This is a genomic window from Rhizobium sp. FG96, assembly GCF_057808655.1.
This window is the reverse complement of sequence record NZ_JBMDIL010000009.1, coordinates 79,903-94,923: the sequence shown is the minus strand read 5'-3', so window position 1 is coordinate 94,923 and position 15,021 is coordinate 79,903. Positions and strand designations below refer to the sequence as shown.

General features: G+C 62.6%; 16 protein-coding genes. 5 read left to right on the top strand and 11 right to left on the bottom strand.

The window, feature by feature from the left end:
* Positions 1–47: 47 nt before the first annotated feature.
* The 4 genes from ACODR6_RS18980 to bcoG all read right to left on the bottom strand — a co-directional run bounded on the left by ACODR6_RS18980 (position 48) and on the right by bcoG (position 4,749).
* Positions 48–1,637 carry an ABC transporter substrate-binding protein gene (locus tag ACODR6_RS18980; RefSeq protein WP_112717696.1) on the bottom strand — a complete coding sequence of 530 codons (1,590 nt, stop codon included), beginning with the start codon at positions 1,635–1,637 and terminating at the stop codon, positions 48–50.
* A gap of 115 nt (positions 1,638–1,752) precedes the next feature.
* The gene (locus ACODR6_RS18975) at positions 1,753–1,968 is read right to left on the bottom strand and encodes a hypothetical protein (protein WP_489023619.1); all 216 of its coding nucleotides are present in this window, start codon (positions 1,966–1,968) and stop codon (positions 1,753–1,755) included.
* Positions 1,969–2,345: 377 nt separating this feature from the next.
* Entirely contained in the window at positions 2,346–3,839 is a 1,494-nt protein-coding gene (locus ACODR6_RS18970) for a carnitine 3-dehydrogenase (protein WP_489023617.1), read from the bottom strand.
* Between the two features lie 7 nt (positions 3,840–3,846).
* A complete protein-coding gene (gene bcoG / locus ACODR6_RS18965) occupies positions 3,847–4,749 on the bottom strand; it encodes a 3-dehydrocarnitine:acetyl-CoA trimethylamine transferase BcoG (RefSeq protein ID WP_489023615.1) in 903 nt (300 codons plus the stop codon).
* Between the two features lie 100 nt (positions 4,750–4,849).
* Here bcoG and ACODR6_RS18960 point away from each other — a divergent pair, with 100 nt between their 5' ends.
* Positions 4,850–5,848 carry a GlxA family transcriptional regulator gene (locus ACODR6_RS18960; protein WP_489023613.1) on the top strand — a complete coding sequence of 333 codons (999 nt, stop codon included), beginning with the start codon at positions 4,850–4,852 and terminating at the stop codon, positions 5,846–5,848.
* Here the strand turns inward: ACODR6_RS18960 and ACODR6_RS18955 are convergent.
* Positions 5,817–6,692, bottom strand: a complete 876-nt coding sequence (locus ACODR6_RS18955) for a LysR family transcriptional regulator (RefSeq protein WP_199625243.1) — start codon at positions 6,690–6,692, stop codon at positions 5,817–5,819. The genes ACODR6_RS18960 and ACODR6_RS18955 overlap by 32 nt on opposite strands.
* Positions 6,693–6,799: 107 nt before the next feature.
* Between ACODR6_RS18955 and ACODR6_RS18950 the strand changes: the two genes are divergently transcribed.
* The 3 genes from ACODR6_RS18950 to ACODR6_RS18940 all read left to right on the top strand — a co-directional run bounded on the left by ACODR6_RS18950 (position 6,800) and on the right by ACODR6_RS18940 (position 9,653).
* Positions 6,800–7,708: a DMT family transporter gene (locus ACODR6_RS18950; RefSeq protein ID WP_489023610.1), complete on the top strand. Its 909-nt coding sequence runs from the start codon at positions 6,800–6,802 to the stop codon at positions 7,706–7,708.
* Between the two features lie 132 nt (positions 7,709–7,840).
* Entirely contained in the window at positions 7,841–8,515 is a 675-nt protein-coding gene (locus ACODR6_RS18945) for a dimethylsulfonioproprionate lyase family protein (RefSeq protein WP_112717710.1), read from the top strand.
* 181 nt (positions 8,516–8,696) lie between these two features.
* The gene (locus ACODR6_RS18940) at positions 8,697–9,653 is read left to right on the top strand and encodes a sulfonate ABC transporter substrate-binding protein (protein WP_489023608.1); all 957 of its coding nucleotides are present in this window, start codon (positions 8,697–8,699) and stop codon (positions 9,651–9,653) included.
* 6 nt (positions 9,654–9,659) lie between these two features.
* Here the strand turns inward: ACODR6_RS18940 and ACODR6_RS18935 are convergent, their stop codons facing one another.
* The 3 genes from ACODR6_RS18935 to ACODR6_RS18925 all read right to left on the bottom strand — a co-directional run bounded on the left by ACODR6_RS18935 (position 9,660) and on the right by ACODR6_RS18925 (position 12,022).
* A complete protein-coding gene (locus ACODR6_RS18935; RefSeq protein ID WP_489023606.1) occupies positions 9,660–10,421 on the bottom strand; it encodes a hypothetical protein in 762 nt (253 codons plus the stop codon).
* Positions 10,422–10,454: 33 nt separating this feature from the next.
* Positions 10,455–11,639 (bottom strand): MFS transporter, encoded by a 1,185-nt coding sequence (locus ACODR6_RS18930; protein ID WP_489023604.1) that lies wholly within the window; start codon positions 11,637–11,639, stop codon positions 10,455–10,457.
* A gap of 89 nt (positions 11,640–11,728) precedes the next feature.
* Positions 11,729–12,022: a hypothetical protein gene (locus ACODR6_RS18925; protein ID WP_489023602.1), complete on the bottom strand. Its 294-nt coding sequence runs from the start codon at positions 12,020–12,022 to the stop codon at positions 11,729–11,731.
* Positions 12,023–12,273: 251 nt separating this feature from the next.
* Here ACODR6_RS18925 and ACODR6_RS18920 point away from each other — a divergent pair, with 251 nt between their 5' ends.
* Positions 12,274–12,774: a Dps family protein gene (locus ACODR6_RS18920; RefSeq protein WP_246777637.1), complete on the top strand. Its 501-nt coding sequence runs from the start codon at positions 12,274–12,276 to the stop codon at positions 12,772–12,774.
* A 53-nt stretch (positions 12,775–12,827) separates the two neighbouring features.
* Here the strand turns inward: ACODR6_RS18920 and ehuA are convergent, their stop codons facing one another.
* The 3 genes from ehuA to ehuC are packed head-to-tail and all read right to left on the bottom strand — an operon-like array spanning position 12,828 to position 14,974.
* Entirely contained in the window at positions 12,828–13,607 is a 780-nt protein-coding gene (gene ehuA / locus ACODR6_RS18915) for an ectoine/hydroxyectoine ABC transporter ATP-binding protein EhuA (protein WP_489023600.1), read from the bottom strand.
* Positions 13,604–14,296, bottom strand: a complete 693-nt coding sequence (gene ehuD, locus ACODR6_RS18910; protein WP_199625236.1) for an ectoine/hydroxyectoine ABC transporter permease subunit EhuD — start codon at positions 14,294–14,296, stop codon at positions 13,604–13,606. The genes ehuA and ehuD overlap by 4 nt, the downstream gene beginning before the upstream one ends.
* Positions 14,297–14,308: 12 nt before the next feature.
* A complete protein-coding gene (gene ehuC, locus ACODR6_RS18905) occupies positions 14,309–14,974 on the bottom strand; it encodes an ectoine/hydroxyectoine ABC transporter permease subunit EhuC (RefSeq protein ID WP_130281052.1) in 666 nt (221 codons plus the stop codon).
* Positions 14,975–15,021: the final 47 nt, after the last annotated feature.

Sequence of the window (15,021 nt, the reverse complement as noted above, 5' to 3'; positions counted from 1 at the left end):
GCTTGCGGTCCTGGTTCAGTCAGAGATGGCGGGGAAGCCCCCGGCCGTCAGGCATCGAGCCAGACGCGGGTGGCGACATAGCCGTTCGACATGTCGTTGCCGATATCGTGGACATAACCCTTTACCTGCTTCGAGCAGGCGTTCACGAAGTCGTTGAACATCGGCAGGATCAGGCCGCCTTCGTCGCGCACCATCATCGCCATGGTGCGGTACATGTCCTTGCGCTTGGTCTCGTCGAGTTCCGAGCGTGCTTCAAGGAGCAGCTTGTCGAAGTCGGGACGCTTGAAGCGGGTGTCGTTCCAGTCGGCCGTCGAGAGATAGGCCGTAGAATACATCTGGTCCTGCGTCGGGCGTCCGCCCCAGTAGGAGGTCGAGAAGGGCTGGACGTTCCAGACGTTGGTCCAGTAGCCGTCGCCCGGCTCGCGCTTGACCTCGATCTCGATGCCGGCCTTCTTGCAGCTTTCCTGGTAGAGAACGGCGGCATCGACGCCACCGGGGAAGGCGACTTCGGAGGTGCGCAGCAGCACGGAGCCGCTGTGGCCGGACTTCTTGTAATGGAAGGCCGCCTTGTCGGGATCGTAGGCGCGCTGCTCGATCCCCTCGGGGAATAGGGCGTAGGTGTTGTTGATCGGGAAGTCGTTGCCGACCTTGCCGTAGCCGCCGAGGATCTTCTTGACCATCGTCTCGCGGTCCATGGCGTATTTCAGGGCAAGCCGCAGGTCGTTGTTGTCGAACGGCGCCTTGTCGCAATGCATGATGAAGACGTAGTGGCCGCGGCCCGAGGTCGAAAGGATCTCGACAGTCGGCGCGCGCTTCAGGAGATCGACGGTCTTCGGATCGACGCGGTTGATATAGTGAACCTGACCCGAAGAAAGCGCGGCGATACGGGCGGTCGCGTCGTTCATGCCGATGATTTCGATGGAATCGACATAGCCGCGGTCCGAACGCCAGTCGTCGGCATTCTTTTCGAAGGTGGCGCGAACGCCGGGCTCGAAGCTCGTCAGCTTGTAGGGGCCGGTACCGATGGAGGCGAGCGGATCGTCATTGCCGCCATTCGGCTGGATGACGAGGTGGTAGTCCGTCAGCAGCAGCGGCATATCCGCATTGCCTTCGGTTAGCGTCAGGACGAGGTTGCCGCCGTCGGCCTTGACGTCCTTGATCGAGCCGAGAACGCCGAGCGCGCCGGATTCCGACTTCTTGTCGGTGTGGCGCTTCAGGGTGGCGACGACGTCGTCGATCGTCAGTTCCTTGCCGTTGTGGAACTTCACGCCCTTGCGGATCTTGAAGGTCCAGGTGGCCGCGTCCTTCGACGGTTCCCAGGATTCGGCAAGCGAGGGGACGGCGGCACCGGTCAGCGGATCGGATTCGACCAGCATGTCGCCCCAGCAGCGGCCGACGCAGAACATGAATTGCGAGAGAAACTTCGCCGGGTCCTTGGAGTCGGTGGCAGCGCCACCTTCAAGGCCGAGCTTCAGATGGCCGCCGCGCTTCGGTTCGGCGGCTTCGGCGCTTTCGGTGAAAAGCTTGTCGGCGACGGCAAGCGTCAGGCCGGCAGCCATGGCGCGTCCCAGAAATTCGCGGCGGTTCAGCCCGCCCGCGGTGACGCGGCTTGCGAGATATTTTGTGTAGTCGTTCATTCCCCTGTTCCTTCTTGTCTCGATTGAAGAATTGGCAAGTGGACCGCAGAACCGGTTTCCTCTTCCGGTGCCAGGTCCATGTTCGTTCGGGAAAACGTCGCGGTTGGTGCCGCCCTTATCTTCCTTTCTCGGTTCGACGATTGCGCGTGGGTTTGGGCGCCAGCTTGATGGCGCGGCGATCGGGAATGCCGGCGGTTGTTGTTGTCCGGCTTGTTTCCTGAAGATCGGAATTCTGGGTAAGGATGGCGCCCGCGATGGCGAGACGACAGCGGGCCGCATGCGTTTTGGCTGCGGCGGAGGGCAGGGAAGTCAGCAGCTCAAAGGTGGTCAAGCTACGTCCGTTCAACCTAGGCTACCTCCGCTCTTTCTGCGGGGGAGCCTTTGAGAGCCGCCCCGGCAATGAATATGCATAGGATCGAATTAAGGGCCACTTTGACCGGCCGGGGGGCCGGTGAAACGACATCATATACATCGTCTGCGACATATCGAGCATATGCTCGCCCGAAGGGCGATTTTGCATTGACGGTTACAAGCCGTGCTGAAGTCGAATAGCAAGAGGCCGATCCTGCAGATGAGGATCGGCGCCTATCTCTCTGGTTGTATTGAGTGATTTCGCTGCCGTTATTGGCCGCCGATTCCGAAGCCCCGCAAGGCGCAGCCTTGCGGGATCTGCTTTCGGAAATGGAAGCCGGCAGACAGATCATCGTCTCATCCCTGCTTTCTCTGCCCGACATGGCGGCCAGCCCCATCCGGGGCGGGGAGCGAGGCGTGGGCTTCGGCGATCGCCTTGGCCTCCGCCAGGATTTCCGGCGGCGCCGGAACGGCCTTGCCAGCCTTCGAGTCGACATGCAGCAGCATCTGCTCGCCGGTCGCGAGCACCTCGCCGCTTGCCGCATCGCAGATGCTGTGGAAGACGTGGAGCCGCTTCTCATCGACCGACAGCAGCTGGCAGGTTGAATAGATCGCCTGGCCGAGCTTGGCTTCGCCGAGATGCCGGATATGGGTCTCGACGGTGTAATAGCTGTGCCCCGCCTCGACATAGGCAAGACCGGCACCGATCAGCCGCAGCAGCGCATCCGTGGTGTCGCCGAAGACCTGCAGGTACCGGTGTTCGGTCATGTGGCCGTTGTAATCGACCCAGGCGGGGCTGACCTTGGTATCGACCAACCGCAGCGGACCGGAGGTCTTCGGCTGCTCGGCCGCTTTCGCGCCCGCCCAGAGCGAATGCTCGAAATCTTTCAGCAGCTTGCCGGCGCCCCAGCCCTTGCCGCCATCGCCGGCTTTCAGCGCCTGCAGGATGCCGGTCAGGTTTTCATCGCGAATGCGTTCCAGTTCACGGATCGACCGGCCCTCGGCCTGATCGTCGGACTGCTGGCCGATCTTTTCGACGAGCGCATCGTCCAGGTCGACGACATCGGTAAGCTTCGTCCAGGGCCAGGCGAGGCAGGGGCCGAACTGCGCCAGGAAGTGGCGCATGCCCGCTTCGCCGCCGGCGATCCGGTAGGTCTGGAACAGGCCCATCTGCGCCCAGCGCAGGCCGAAGGAATAGCGGATGACATCGTCGAGCGTCTCGACCGTGCAGATGTCGTCATGGATTAGCCACAGGGCCTCGCGCCACAGCGCTTCCAGAAGACGATCGCCGACGAAGGCCTCGATCTCCTTGGCGATATGCACGCCCTTCATGCCGATCGGCGGCAGCTTTTCCATCGCCGCCTTGATGGTCGCATGGCTGGTCTTCTCGCCACCGACGATCTCGACGAGCGGCAGCAGATAGACCGGGTTGTAAGGGTGGGCGACGAAGAGCCGGTCGGGAAACTGCATGTCGCGCTGCAGATCGGTCGGCAGAAGGCCCGAGGTCGAGGAGCCGATCAGCGCGTCCGGACGGCAGGCGGCGTCGATCTGGGTCAGCACGTTGCGCTTGAGATCGAGCCTTTCCGGCACGCTCTCCTGGATCCAGTCGGCATCGACGACGGCTTCTTCCAGCGTCTTGCAGAACGTGAGTTTGCCGCGCGGGGGGAGGGGTGCGCCCGTCAACATCGCATAGGCGCGCTCGGCATTGGCGATCACCTCGCCTACGATGCGGCTCGCTTCCTGATGCGGGTCGAATACGTCGACATCGATGCCGGCAAGCAGGAACCTGGCGATCCATCCGCCACCGATGACGCCGCCGCCGACACAGGCTGCCTTGTTGATCTTGATCATGCAGCCCTCAACGTTTCCTGAGCTTCAGTTTTTCACGAACGGCATCCGGCCCGATGATGCGCGCGCCCATGCCTTCGATCACCTGCACGGCCTTCTCGACCAGCTGCGCGTTGGTGGCGAGCAGGCCCTTGCCGGCATAGAGATTGTCTTCGAGGCCGACTCGCACGTTGCCGCCGGCAAGCACCGCGGCAGCCGGATAAGCCAGCGCATTGCGGCCGATCGAAAAGGCCGAGAAGGTCCAGTTCTTCGGCACGTTGTTGACCATCGCCATGAAGGTGTTGAGATCATCCGGCGCACCCCACGGAATACCCATGCAGAGCTGGATCAGCACCGGATCCTCGATCAGCCCCTCCTCGGCGAGCTGCTTCGCAAACCAGAGATGGCCGGTGTCGAAGGCCTCGATTTCGGGGCGCACGCCGAGATCGGTCATCTTCTTCGCCATCGCCCGCAGCATCGAGGGCGTGTTGGTCATGACGTAGTCGCCGAGACTGAAGTTCATCGTGCCACAGTCAAGCGTGCAGATCTCGGGCAGGCATTCGGCGATATGGCTGACACGCTCGCTGGCGCCGGCCATATCGGTTCCGGCGGGGTTAAGCGGCAGCGGCCTTTCGACATCGCCGAAGATCAGGTCGCCGCCCATACCGGCCGTCAGGTTCAAGACGACATCGACATCGGCGGAGCGAATGCGGTCCGTCACTTCGCGGTAGAGATCGTTGCGGCGGCTGGCGGCGCCGGTCTCCGGATCACGAACGTGACAGTGAACAACGGCCGCCCCAGCCTTGGCGGCGTCGATCGCGGAATCCGCGATCTGCTTGGGAGTAATGGGAACGTGGCTGGATTTGGAAACCGTGTCACCGGAGCCGGTGACGGCGCAGGTGATGAAGACATCGCGGTTCATCGCAAGAGGCATCGTATTCTCCCTCGTATTGCACCCATTACGCGGCAATCGGGACGCCCATGCTTTGCATTAACGGAAGTGATTGATACAGTATCGGTAATCTGGAGACTTCATGCTCACCCGCTCTAACGACCGCCTCGATCTCGATCTTCTCGTCCTGCCGGAGACGAACCTCATTCTGCTGGCCTCCGTCATCGAGCCGATGCGCGGCGCAAACCGCATCGCCGGTAGCGAGCTCTATCGCTGGCGGCTGCTGACGCCAGATGGCGCTCCGGTGCTGACGACGAGCGGCATTCCGGTGCCTGCAGCCGGTGCATTCAGCGCCGCGCGGGAGGACGCGCCGCTCTTCGTTCTCGCGAGCTACAACTGGCGGCAGAGCGCCACGGCCACGCTGAAGATGCAGCTCTCGCAGGCGGCGCGCCATCGCAGCGTCATCGCCGGGATCGAATCCGGCACATGGCTGCTCGCCGAATCCAGCCTTCTCGATCGCCTGACGGCAACGATCCACTGGGAAGATTTCGAGGATTTTTCGCTGGCTTATCCGCAGGTGAAGGCCGTCAAGGACCGCTTCGTCATCGACGGAAAGCGGCTGACCACGGCAGGCCCGCTGCCGACCGTCGACTTGATGCTCGAGATCATCCGCCAGCGGCAGGGCTACTCGCTGGCGCTCGAGGTCAGCCGTCTGTTCAGCTACGAGCAGGTGTCGTTCCACAACGAAAGCCAGCTTTCGCCCTCTGCCGCGGGCCTCAGCATGCGCGATCCGCGCGTGGCGTCGGCCGTGCGGCTGATGGAAGAGCATATCGAACAGCCGGTGATGCTCAGCCGCATCGCCAAACGCGTCGGCGTCAGCGCCCGTCATCTGCAGGGATTGTTCCAGGAGAGCATCGGCGCGCCGCCGCATGTGCACTATCTGGCGCTGAGGCTGAACGCGGCGCGGCGCAAGGTCATCGAGACCAAGGCTTCCTTTGCCGATATCGCCGCCGCCACCGGCTTCAACTCGGCCTCCGCCTTTGCCCGCAGCTATCGCGCCAGCTTCTCGGAAAGCCCGTCCGACACCCGCAGGCGCCTGCGCCGCCCGGTTACACCAGCGCCTGATAGCCGATCGGCTTGAAGGCGTCGCGCACCATGTCGGCCAGTTCGCGTACGGCTTCGGTCGAGTGATAGGGGTTGCGCCGCAGCACGACCTTGGACGTATCGACCGGCGCAAAGCCGTCATCGGCCGTCAGTTCGCGGCAGCCCGGCGGAATGTGGCTGCGCGACAGCGTCGTCACAGCAAGCCCGGCCACGACGGCGTTCTGCAGGCCCGAGCTGGTGTCGGCAATAAAGGCGATGCGGTAGCGCCGCCCCATCTGGTCGAGGGACCGCAGGGCGAAGTCCCGGCACCAGTTCGAATTCCTGTAGATGGCGATCGGCATCGGATCGAGATCGTGCAGGCGGTGGACCTGCGACGTGACCCAGACGGTCGGATCGATACAGAGAACCTCGCCGCTCGACTGGTTTCCCCAGTCGAAGACGACGGCGAGATCGAGCTCGTCTCGCTCCAGTGCCGCGAGGTTCCTGACGGTGTAATCGCAGGAGACCGTCACCTCGACGGCCGGATGGCGGACCGCGAATGCCGCAAGCGCTGCCGGCAGCACCGTCTGGCTGTATTCTTCGGGGATGCCGATACGGACGGGGCCGTCCAGCTCTTTGGTACGGATCGTCGCCGCCGCTTCATCCAGGAGATCGATGACGCGCTGTGCATAAGGTAGAAGCTGCAGCCCCCAGCGCGTCGGCACCACGCCGCGGGCGCCGCGCTCGAACAGCGTCTCGCCGATCGTTTCCTCGAGCTTCTTGATCTGTGCGCTGACGGCCGATTGCGTCCGGCCGATCGCCTGCGCAGCCGACGAAAAATTCGACGTCTCGACGACGACAAGGAAGGTGCGCAGCAGATCGCTTTCGATGGGTTGACGCATTCTCAAGCCACAAAAAAATCAGATGGCAGCTATCTCAACTATTCGTTTGCTTAATGTCAAGAACGGTAGCAAACAAGGCAAATCAGACCTCTGGTTCGGGAAAACCAATGTCACTCCATACAGACGTCCGCCCGCTCGGCCTGAGCGAGCACGAAAAGGGCGTCATTCTGGTAGTTGCCGCCACGCTGGCTTGGAGCGCGAGCGGCATCTATTCACGGCTTCTGTCCATCGACGCATGGACGACGATCGCCTGGCGTTCGCTGTTCGGCGGATTGTTTCTCTTGATACCGAGCTTCTTCCTCGAAGGCGGATTGTCGAGAAAGCAGTGGGCCTCGATCTTCCATCCCTCGGGGATCGCGATGATCGCCTGCCAGACCTTCTGTCAGGCCTGCTTCATCGGCGCGCTCTACACCACGAGCGTCGCCAATGTCGCCGTCATCTATGCGACGGCTCCCTTCATCGCCGCACTCCTCGGCTGGGTCCTCCTCAAGGAGCGGGTCGGCAGCCGCACGATGATTGCCGGCGGCGCCTGCCTTCTCGGCGTCATCATCATCGTTGCCTCGTCGATCGGCGGCGGAACCGGCTTTGGCGATCTGCTGGCGCTGGGGATGACGGCCTCCTTCGCGCTGATCATCGTCATCCCGCGCATCAGCCCCGGCGTGCCGAGCCTGCCGCCGACCATCGTCAGCGCCTTCCTGACGCTGGCGATCTTCTCGCCCTTCGGTTCGGTCGGCTCGATCGACACTTATAACTGGGTGGTGCTGGCGGCCTTCGGCGCCACGAATTTCTCGATCGCGCTGGTCCTGTTCCTGGCCGGTGCCCGGCGCATGCCGCCGGCTGAGGCGGCGCTGATCGGCACGATGGAAATCGTGCTGACGCCCTTCTGGGTCTGGCTGTTCTTCGCCGAGCAGCCGCCGTTGGCGACGCTCCTCGGCGGCGCCGTGATCGTTGCGGCCGTCGTCTGGCATACGGCGGGCGACCTGCGGTCGAGCCGGCGCGGGCTGGCGAAAGGCTGATGCTCCGCAGGAGTTTTCGCCAGCCGTCTTGACCGCGCTTTCGCATTGGTGTTGATCCGATGCCTTCGCGAAACTATTTGCGCTCAGGTTGCGCTGCCTTTGGGTGGCGCGAAGCGCTCCGGAATATACCCGATGTCGAAATCCAAGCTGAGGAGAGATGCCGATCTCCTCTTGCACCGAGGAACCAGAACCGAGGAGGCCTACCCGGCGAGCCGCGCCCGCAGGCCGGCCGAGGTGCAGCGCCTGATCGGCGCGATCGGCAGCCTGATGCTTGCCGATGGCACGCCGATGATGGAAAAATTCGTCGCCGGCAAGATCTTCCACCTGCTGCAGCAGCCGGGCGCGGTCTCGACCCGTCCCGCAACACCGCTGAAGCTGGTGCCGCAGCTGCAATTCGCGTTGCGCCAGATCGCTTCCAAGGGCAAGCCCTTCGCCGAGGTGGCGGCCGCCATCAACGACGTTGCGAAGAACCTCGACTGGGTCTCCAGCAAGACCGGCCCCTTCGCCAGCATGAATATCGAGACCGCGCATGCGCATGCGATTATCGCCGGTGCGTCGGGCCTCGAAGAGCGGGAAGACGTGACGCTCGGCCTGACGATCATGGAGCCCTACAGCCGCTTCCCAGATCACGTGCAGTATCGCGCCCGCGTGTTCCTGGCGCTCTCCGATTGCGAATTCCTCTGCGACGACCGCGGCTGGCAGCAGGCCACGCCGGGCTCCGCTTTCTATAACGAAGCCGGTCACACCGTCGCCATGCGCTGCACTGCGCGGCCGCTCCTGGCGGCCTGGTGCCAGATGGAGCGCTGAACTCTTTCACTGTCGCAAGCCGCACCAGCGGCCGATTTTCGCTGTCCTGAGTATAGGCAACACGGTTCGACAACGCCGCAGGAAAATCAAATTCCTCAGAGCCTATGAGAACAGCATAGTTATTCTAGTAAATCTGTAGACATAAATTACTTTGCTCGACGAGATCTTTCGGAGGGCTATCATGGACATTTCAAGACGCGCTTTTACGGCTGCACTCGCAGGCGCTGCCGCTACCCTGCCATTCATCAAAGCCGGTACGGCCGCCGCAGCCGACAAGGTCGTGCGCATCGGCTATCAGAAATACGGCACGCTGGTGCTCTTGAAGGGGAAGGGCAGTCTGGAAGCCAAGCTGCAGGCGATCGGCTATTCGGTCGAGTGGACCGAGTTTCCCGGCGGGCCTCAGCTGCTCGAGGCGCTGAATGCCGGCGCCGTCGACTTCGGCTCCACCGGCGAAACGCCGCCGATCTTCGCCCAGGCGGCCAGCGCGCCGCTGGTCTACGTGGCCCATGAACCGCCCGCGCCGCGCGGCGAAGCGATCCTCGTTGCGAAGGACAGCCCGATCAAGGCGGTTGCCGATCTGAAGGGCAAGAAGGTCGCCTTCAACAAGGGCTCCAACGTCCACTACCTGCTGGTCAAGGCGCTTGAGGAAGCGGGCCTCACCTATGCCGATATCGAGCCCTCCTTCCTCGCCCCGGCCGACGGCCGGGCGGCCTTCGAGCAGGGCGCCGTCGATGCCTGGGTGATCTGGGATCCGTTCCAGGCCTCAGCAGAAGAGGCGATCGAAGCGCGCGAGCTCAGAAACGGCGAGGGCATCGTCCCCAACCACCAATTCTATCTCGGCACCAAGACGCTGGTCGACGGCCATGCCGAAGCCGTCGATACGGTCATTGCCGCGATCGCCGAGATCGACGAATGGGCCAAGGCCGACGTTTCCGCCGCCGCCAAGGAACTCTCGCCGCTGGTCGGCATTCCCGAGCCGGTGCTCGTCAAGGCGCTGGAGCGCCAGTCCTATGGCGTGAAGAGCCTCGACGATACCGTCGTCGCCCAGCAGCAGGCGATCGCCGACACCTTCTTCGAGCTGCAGCTCATCCCGAAGAAAGTCACGATCGCCGACGCCGTGCGCCGCGCCAAGGCGTGAAAGCTGCTAGTCACAGGTCACCGCGTTCCAGCCTTGGGGGACGCCCTGTTCCTCGCGGACGAACTCGAAATTCTCGAAGTCGGCGGCCATCAGGATGACGTTTCTGTCGGGTTGCCCATCGGCACCGCGCAGATAGATGCGGCGGCGGGTCGGGAAGACCAGTCCTTCGAACGTCCGGTCATCATAGGAATAGTGAGCGGCGATACCGCCGCCCGCGATCTCCACCGCATAGTCCTGGCGCCGGATCAGGGCGTTGCTGTCGAAGTAGAGCACTTGTTCGGTGGAATGCGTGACGTAGGAAGCCGGGAACCGGACTTTTATGGCCCGCCAGACTTCGCCGTCCTCGTGCCACGGTTCGATCTCTTCGCAGCTGACGCCATCGGTCAGCAGCGAGAATGGCAGTGTCAGGTAGGTCCACATCGCGTATCCGGCGAAATAGACGAGCTGTGAGGCGCTCCATGGCACATTCGGCGTGAATGACTGGCGCGGATTGTCCAGCCATTCGAGCGTCGCGCCTGCGGCGCTTTCGACTGCAGTCCGGAACGGTTCGTAGATGCCGATCTGTTCCGGTGCCAGAAATGGATCGAAGGTCGTCTTCTGCAGGCGCGTATCGATTGTCACCCGCGTCGGCCTTTTCGCAAAGGCCTCTTGGCCGCGAGCTTTCAGCGCCAGACCATCCGGCGTCATCGTCGCGGTGATCTTGCGGATGCGCTGCCATCTGTCGAGGCCGCCATGGGCCTCGATGGAGGATTTGATCAAGTCGAGCATTGTCAGACCTTTCTGTATTGCAGAGGTTTGGCCTCAGGCCGCCTTCTGGCGCTGATCGGGTGCGCTGCGGCTACGCGAAGCGGCAATCGCCCGGTCGGTGAGCTCCGAAGCAATCAATGCGGCGGCGACCAGACCTGCGGCGACGAAGCCGAGATTTTGACTGCCGACGATGTCGATGGCCGTTGCGCCGATGATGCCAGCCGCGGTGGTTCCGAGAAAGACCGCAGAGTTGTTGAGGCCGAGCACGATCGGCGCAATCTGCGGCGCGATGCCGACGATGCGGTGCTGCTGCGGCACGGTGCTGCCCCAGCCACAGGCGCCCCAGAGCAGGACGGCGGGCACGGCAGTCCATAGGCTGGCGCCGCTCCACTGCAGAAGCAGGAAGTTCACAAGCACCATGCCGAGCATCGTGATCAGCACTTTCCGCGAACCGATCGCGTCGATCAGCCGCCCGGCAAGCAGGTTGGAGACCGTTCCGGCCGCGCCCCAGAGCACCAGAAGTCCGGCGAGGATCGCCGTGTCGCCACCGATCGTGCGGCCGAAGACGACCGAGAAATAGGTGTAGATGGTAAAGGCAGCGCTGAAGAACAGGAAGGTCGTGGTCAGCGCCAGACCGATCCTGGCATCGGCGAGCGGCGCCAGACGCTTGCCGAGCGAGACGGCAGGCGGCATCGGAATATGCGGCAGGAAGACAAGCACGCCGGCGCCTGCGATGGCCGCCAGTGCCGAGACGAAGACCATCGTCCAGTGCCAGTCGCCGAGACCGCCGATCAATGTGCCGATCGGAGCGCCAAGGGCGGTCGAGACGGTCATGCCTGTGGCGACGACCGAAAGCGCAAAGCCGCGCTTCTCGGGCGCCACGATCGACGCGGCCGAGCCGGTTGCCGTCGGGGCGAACATGGCGGCTCCGAGACCGGCGAGCGCGCGGGTGGCGAGCGCCATTTCGAAATTGGGTGAGAGCGCCGTTGCGAGATTGGCGATGACGAAGATGCCGAGGCCGGCAAGCAGCAGCCTGTTGCGGGGCATATATGCCGCAGCCGCCGCAATGACAGGCGCCAGAACCGCGATCGTGGCCGCATAGATCGTTGTCATCTGCCCGGCAGCGCCGATGCTGACGTTGAAGTCGCGGGCGATTTCAGGCAGCACGCCGGCAACGACGAAACTGTCGGTACCGAGCGCAAACATGCCAAGGGCAAGAACGAGAAGTCGTCTGTCCATAAAAGAATGATCCGTTTTGAAGATATGTCACGGCAAGGCAGTGGCGCCGGCGGCCAAGTGGGAGAATGGCCGCCGGAACCAGGCTGCAGTTACTTGCCCTGAATGAGCAGGCCGAGCGGCGCCAGCGGGCCGACCGGAATGAACTGGTAGGAGGCAAAGCCGCCGGTCACCAGCGGAAGGCCTTCGACTTCGGTCTTCGCCTGCTCGATGGAATCCACGTTCATCAGGAAGATGACGCCCGGGGCATCCTGGCGGGCCCAGAACTGCTCGATCTTGCCACTGAGATAGTGCTGCAGCGTTGCGGGCACTTCCTTCGGCATGATCTCGCGGCGCTGCTCGTCTGTGACGGGCTTGATGATCGATCCGATAGCTAGAACTTTCATGATTTTTCTCCGCAGAAAGCGTTGAGTTGCGAAAGGGAAACTAGCGATCGTCGGCATCAATCACTATCGGCGTAAACGCCAACTTTAGCATGGTTTACGCCAGGGGCGTCAGTGCTCGGATCGGCATCGGGAGGGGCGCCTGATCTGCTGGCGCTGACCAGACCGGCCGAAATTTTGTCGCACTTATTGAAGCGAACGGGGCGAGCGGTACCTTGAGCGGAGTTACTCGCTGCTCCACGGAGGGTTAGACAGTGGAAAAACGTCCTGCGCCGTCGCTCAAAACGCCTTCAGACCTGAAATCGAATGCCATCACCGACATATCGGCGGCGATGACCGCGATCCTTGCCGATGTCTTCACTCTGTATTTGAAGACCAAGAACTTCCATTGGCACATGTCCGGCCCGCATTTCCGCGACTATCATCTGATGCTCGATGAGCAGGCCGAGCAGATCTTCGCGATGACCGACGATATCGCCGAACGGGTCCGCAAGATCGGCGGAACGACGCTGAAGTCGATCGGCCAGGTGTCCCGCCTGCAGCGCCTTTCGGACAATGACGCGGATTACGTGACGCCCGACGACATGCTGGCCGAGCTCAGGGACGACAACAAGCGGCTCGTCGAGATGTTCCGGGAGGTGCACAACCTGACCTCCGAGCATAATGATCACGCAACGACCAGCCTGATCGAGAACTGGATCGACGAGACCGAGAGGCGCGTGTGGTTCCTCTTCGAAACGACACGCACCCGCTAGAAACACGGTTACCCAATTTCAAAGGCCCGGAGCTTAGCTTCCGGGCCTTTGTGTTAAGCCAGAACCGACGACAGAAATTCCCGCGTCCGCTGCTCGCGCGGTGCGCCGAATATCTCCTCGGGCGCGCCTTGTTCGCAGATCCGGCCCTTGTCGAAAAAGCAGACGCGATCGGAGACTTCCCGGGCGAAGCGCATTTCATGGGTGACAAGCAGCATGGTCAGGTCATGCTCGTGCGCCAGGCCGCGGATGACGGAGAGCACTTCGCCGACCAGCTGCGGATCGAGCGCCGAGGTCGGCTCATCGAAGAGAAGCACCCGCGGGCGCATCGCCAGCGCCCGGGCGATCGCCACGCGCTGCTGCTGTCCGCCGGATAGCTGTGAGGGATAGAAGTCCTTCTTGTCTGTGAGACCTACCATGTCGAGCAGCTGCAGCGCCCGCGCCTCGGCTTCTGCACGCGCAATGCCGAGCACCCGCAGGGGTGCTTCGACGATATTGCGCAGCACCGTCATATGCGGGAACAGATTGAAGCTCTGGAACACCATGCCGACATGGTTGCGGATCTGGCGCAGATGGCTTTCCGAAGCCTTGAAAGGGCCTTTGCCGTTCGGCTCGTGATAGGACATGTCCTGCAGCGTCAGCTTGCCATCCTGAAACGGCTCGAGCGTCATCAGGATGCGCAGCACGGTGGATTTGCCCGACCCGGACGGGCCGATCAGCGTCACCTTCTCGCCCTTCTTGACGCTGAAATTGAAGTCGTCGAGCACCGTTAAGGGGCCGAAGCGCTTGGCGACGTTGGAAAATTCGATGATGGGCGGATTGTTGTTCTCGGTCATCGCAAGGGGATTCCTGCTTTCGGAAGGGCTTTCTGCAGGCGGTGGAGACCGGCCGAGCAGATCAGCGTCAGGAGGAGGAAGATCAGGCCGACAAGCGTCAGCGGCACGAGATATTCGAAGGTGCGTTCGCCGATCATGTTGGCAAGGCCCATCATCTCCATGACGGTGACGACGGAAAGGACCGGCGTTTCCTTGATCATGGCGACGAGATAATTGCCCATGGCCGGCACGATCCGTGGGATGGCCTGCGGGATGATGATGTCGCGATAGGCCTGCATGCGCGTTAGATTGAGGGCCGTCGCCGCTTCCCACTGGCCGCGGGCGACGGCCTCGATGCCGCCACGATAGACCTCGGATGTATAAGCGGCATATTGCAGGCCGAGGGCGATGGCGCCCGTGAGGAAGGCCGGAAGCACGACGCCGAAATCGGGCAGAACGTAATAGAGAAAGAAGAGCTGCACCAGAAGCGGCGTATCGCGCAGGAATTCAACGACGAAAGCAGTCGTCCAGGAGATCGCGATCACGCGGCTGCGGCGCAGTAGCGCGAAGACGAGGCCGAGAACGAGCGCGATGGCAAAGCCTGCCGCCGCAGCCTTCAGTGTCACCGTCAGGCCGATCAGGATGATCGGCAGGATCGAGCTCGTATAGGTGAGCCAAGTCGTCGTATCCCATTCGTATCCATACATCATGTGGTCATATCCTCACGAACGGGGCATCTGCGGGAAGGCGTGGCCACGCCGCACGAAATGCTCGATCACCCGGATCGCCACCATTAGCACCAGCGACATGGCGAAGTAGCAGAGGAGCGTGATCGAATAGATGCTGGCGCTATCCAGCGTGATGTTGCGGATCGATTGGGCCGCAAAGGTGAGATCGGCAATCGATATCAGCGACACGAGCGAGGAGAGCTTGAGCGTCTCGATCGCCAGATTGCCGAAGGCCGGCATCATCTCGACGATCGCCTGCGGCAGCGAGATGCGAAACAGCGTCTGGAAACGGCTGAAATTCAGGGCGCGGGCGGCCTCCAGCTGCTGCACAGAGACGGATGACAGCGCCCCGCGCACGATCTCGGCGCCATATCCGCCGGCATGGGCCGCCAGCACCAGGATACCCGTCGTGATCGGATCGAAGCTCAGGCCGACGAGCGGCAGCGCGTAGTAAAACCAGAAGAGCTGAACGAAGAGCGAGGTGCCGCGGAACACCTCCGTGTAGCACAGCGCGACAGCCGAGAGGATGGGTCCTCCTTCGACGCGCAGGATGCCGAAAATGAAAGCGAGCACCGCGCCGACGGCAATCGACGCCAGCGTGATCGTCATCGTGATGAATGCACCATGCCAGAGCATCGGCAGGTAGGCTGTCCAGTTCATACGGAAGTCTCCTGATCGTTAGGAGCGGCGCCCGACCGATCGGATCG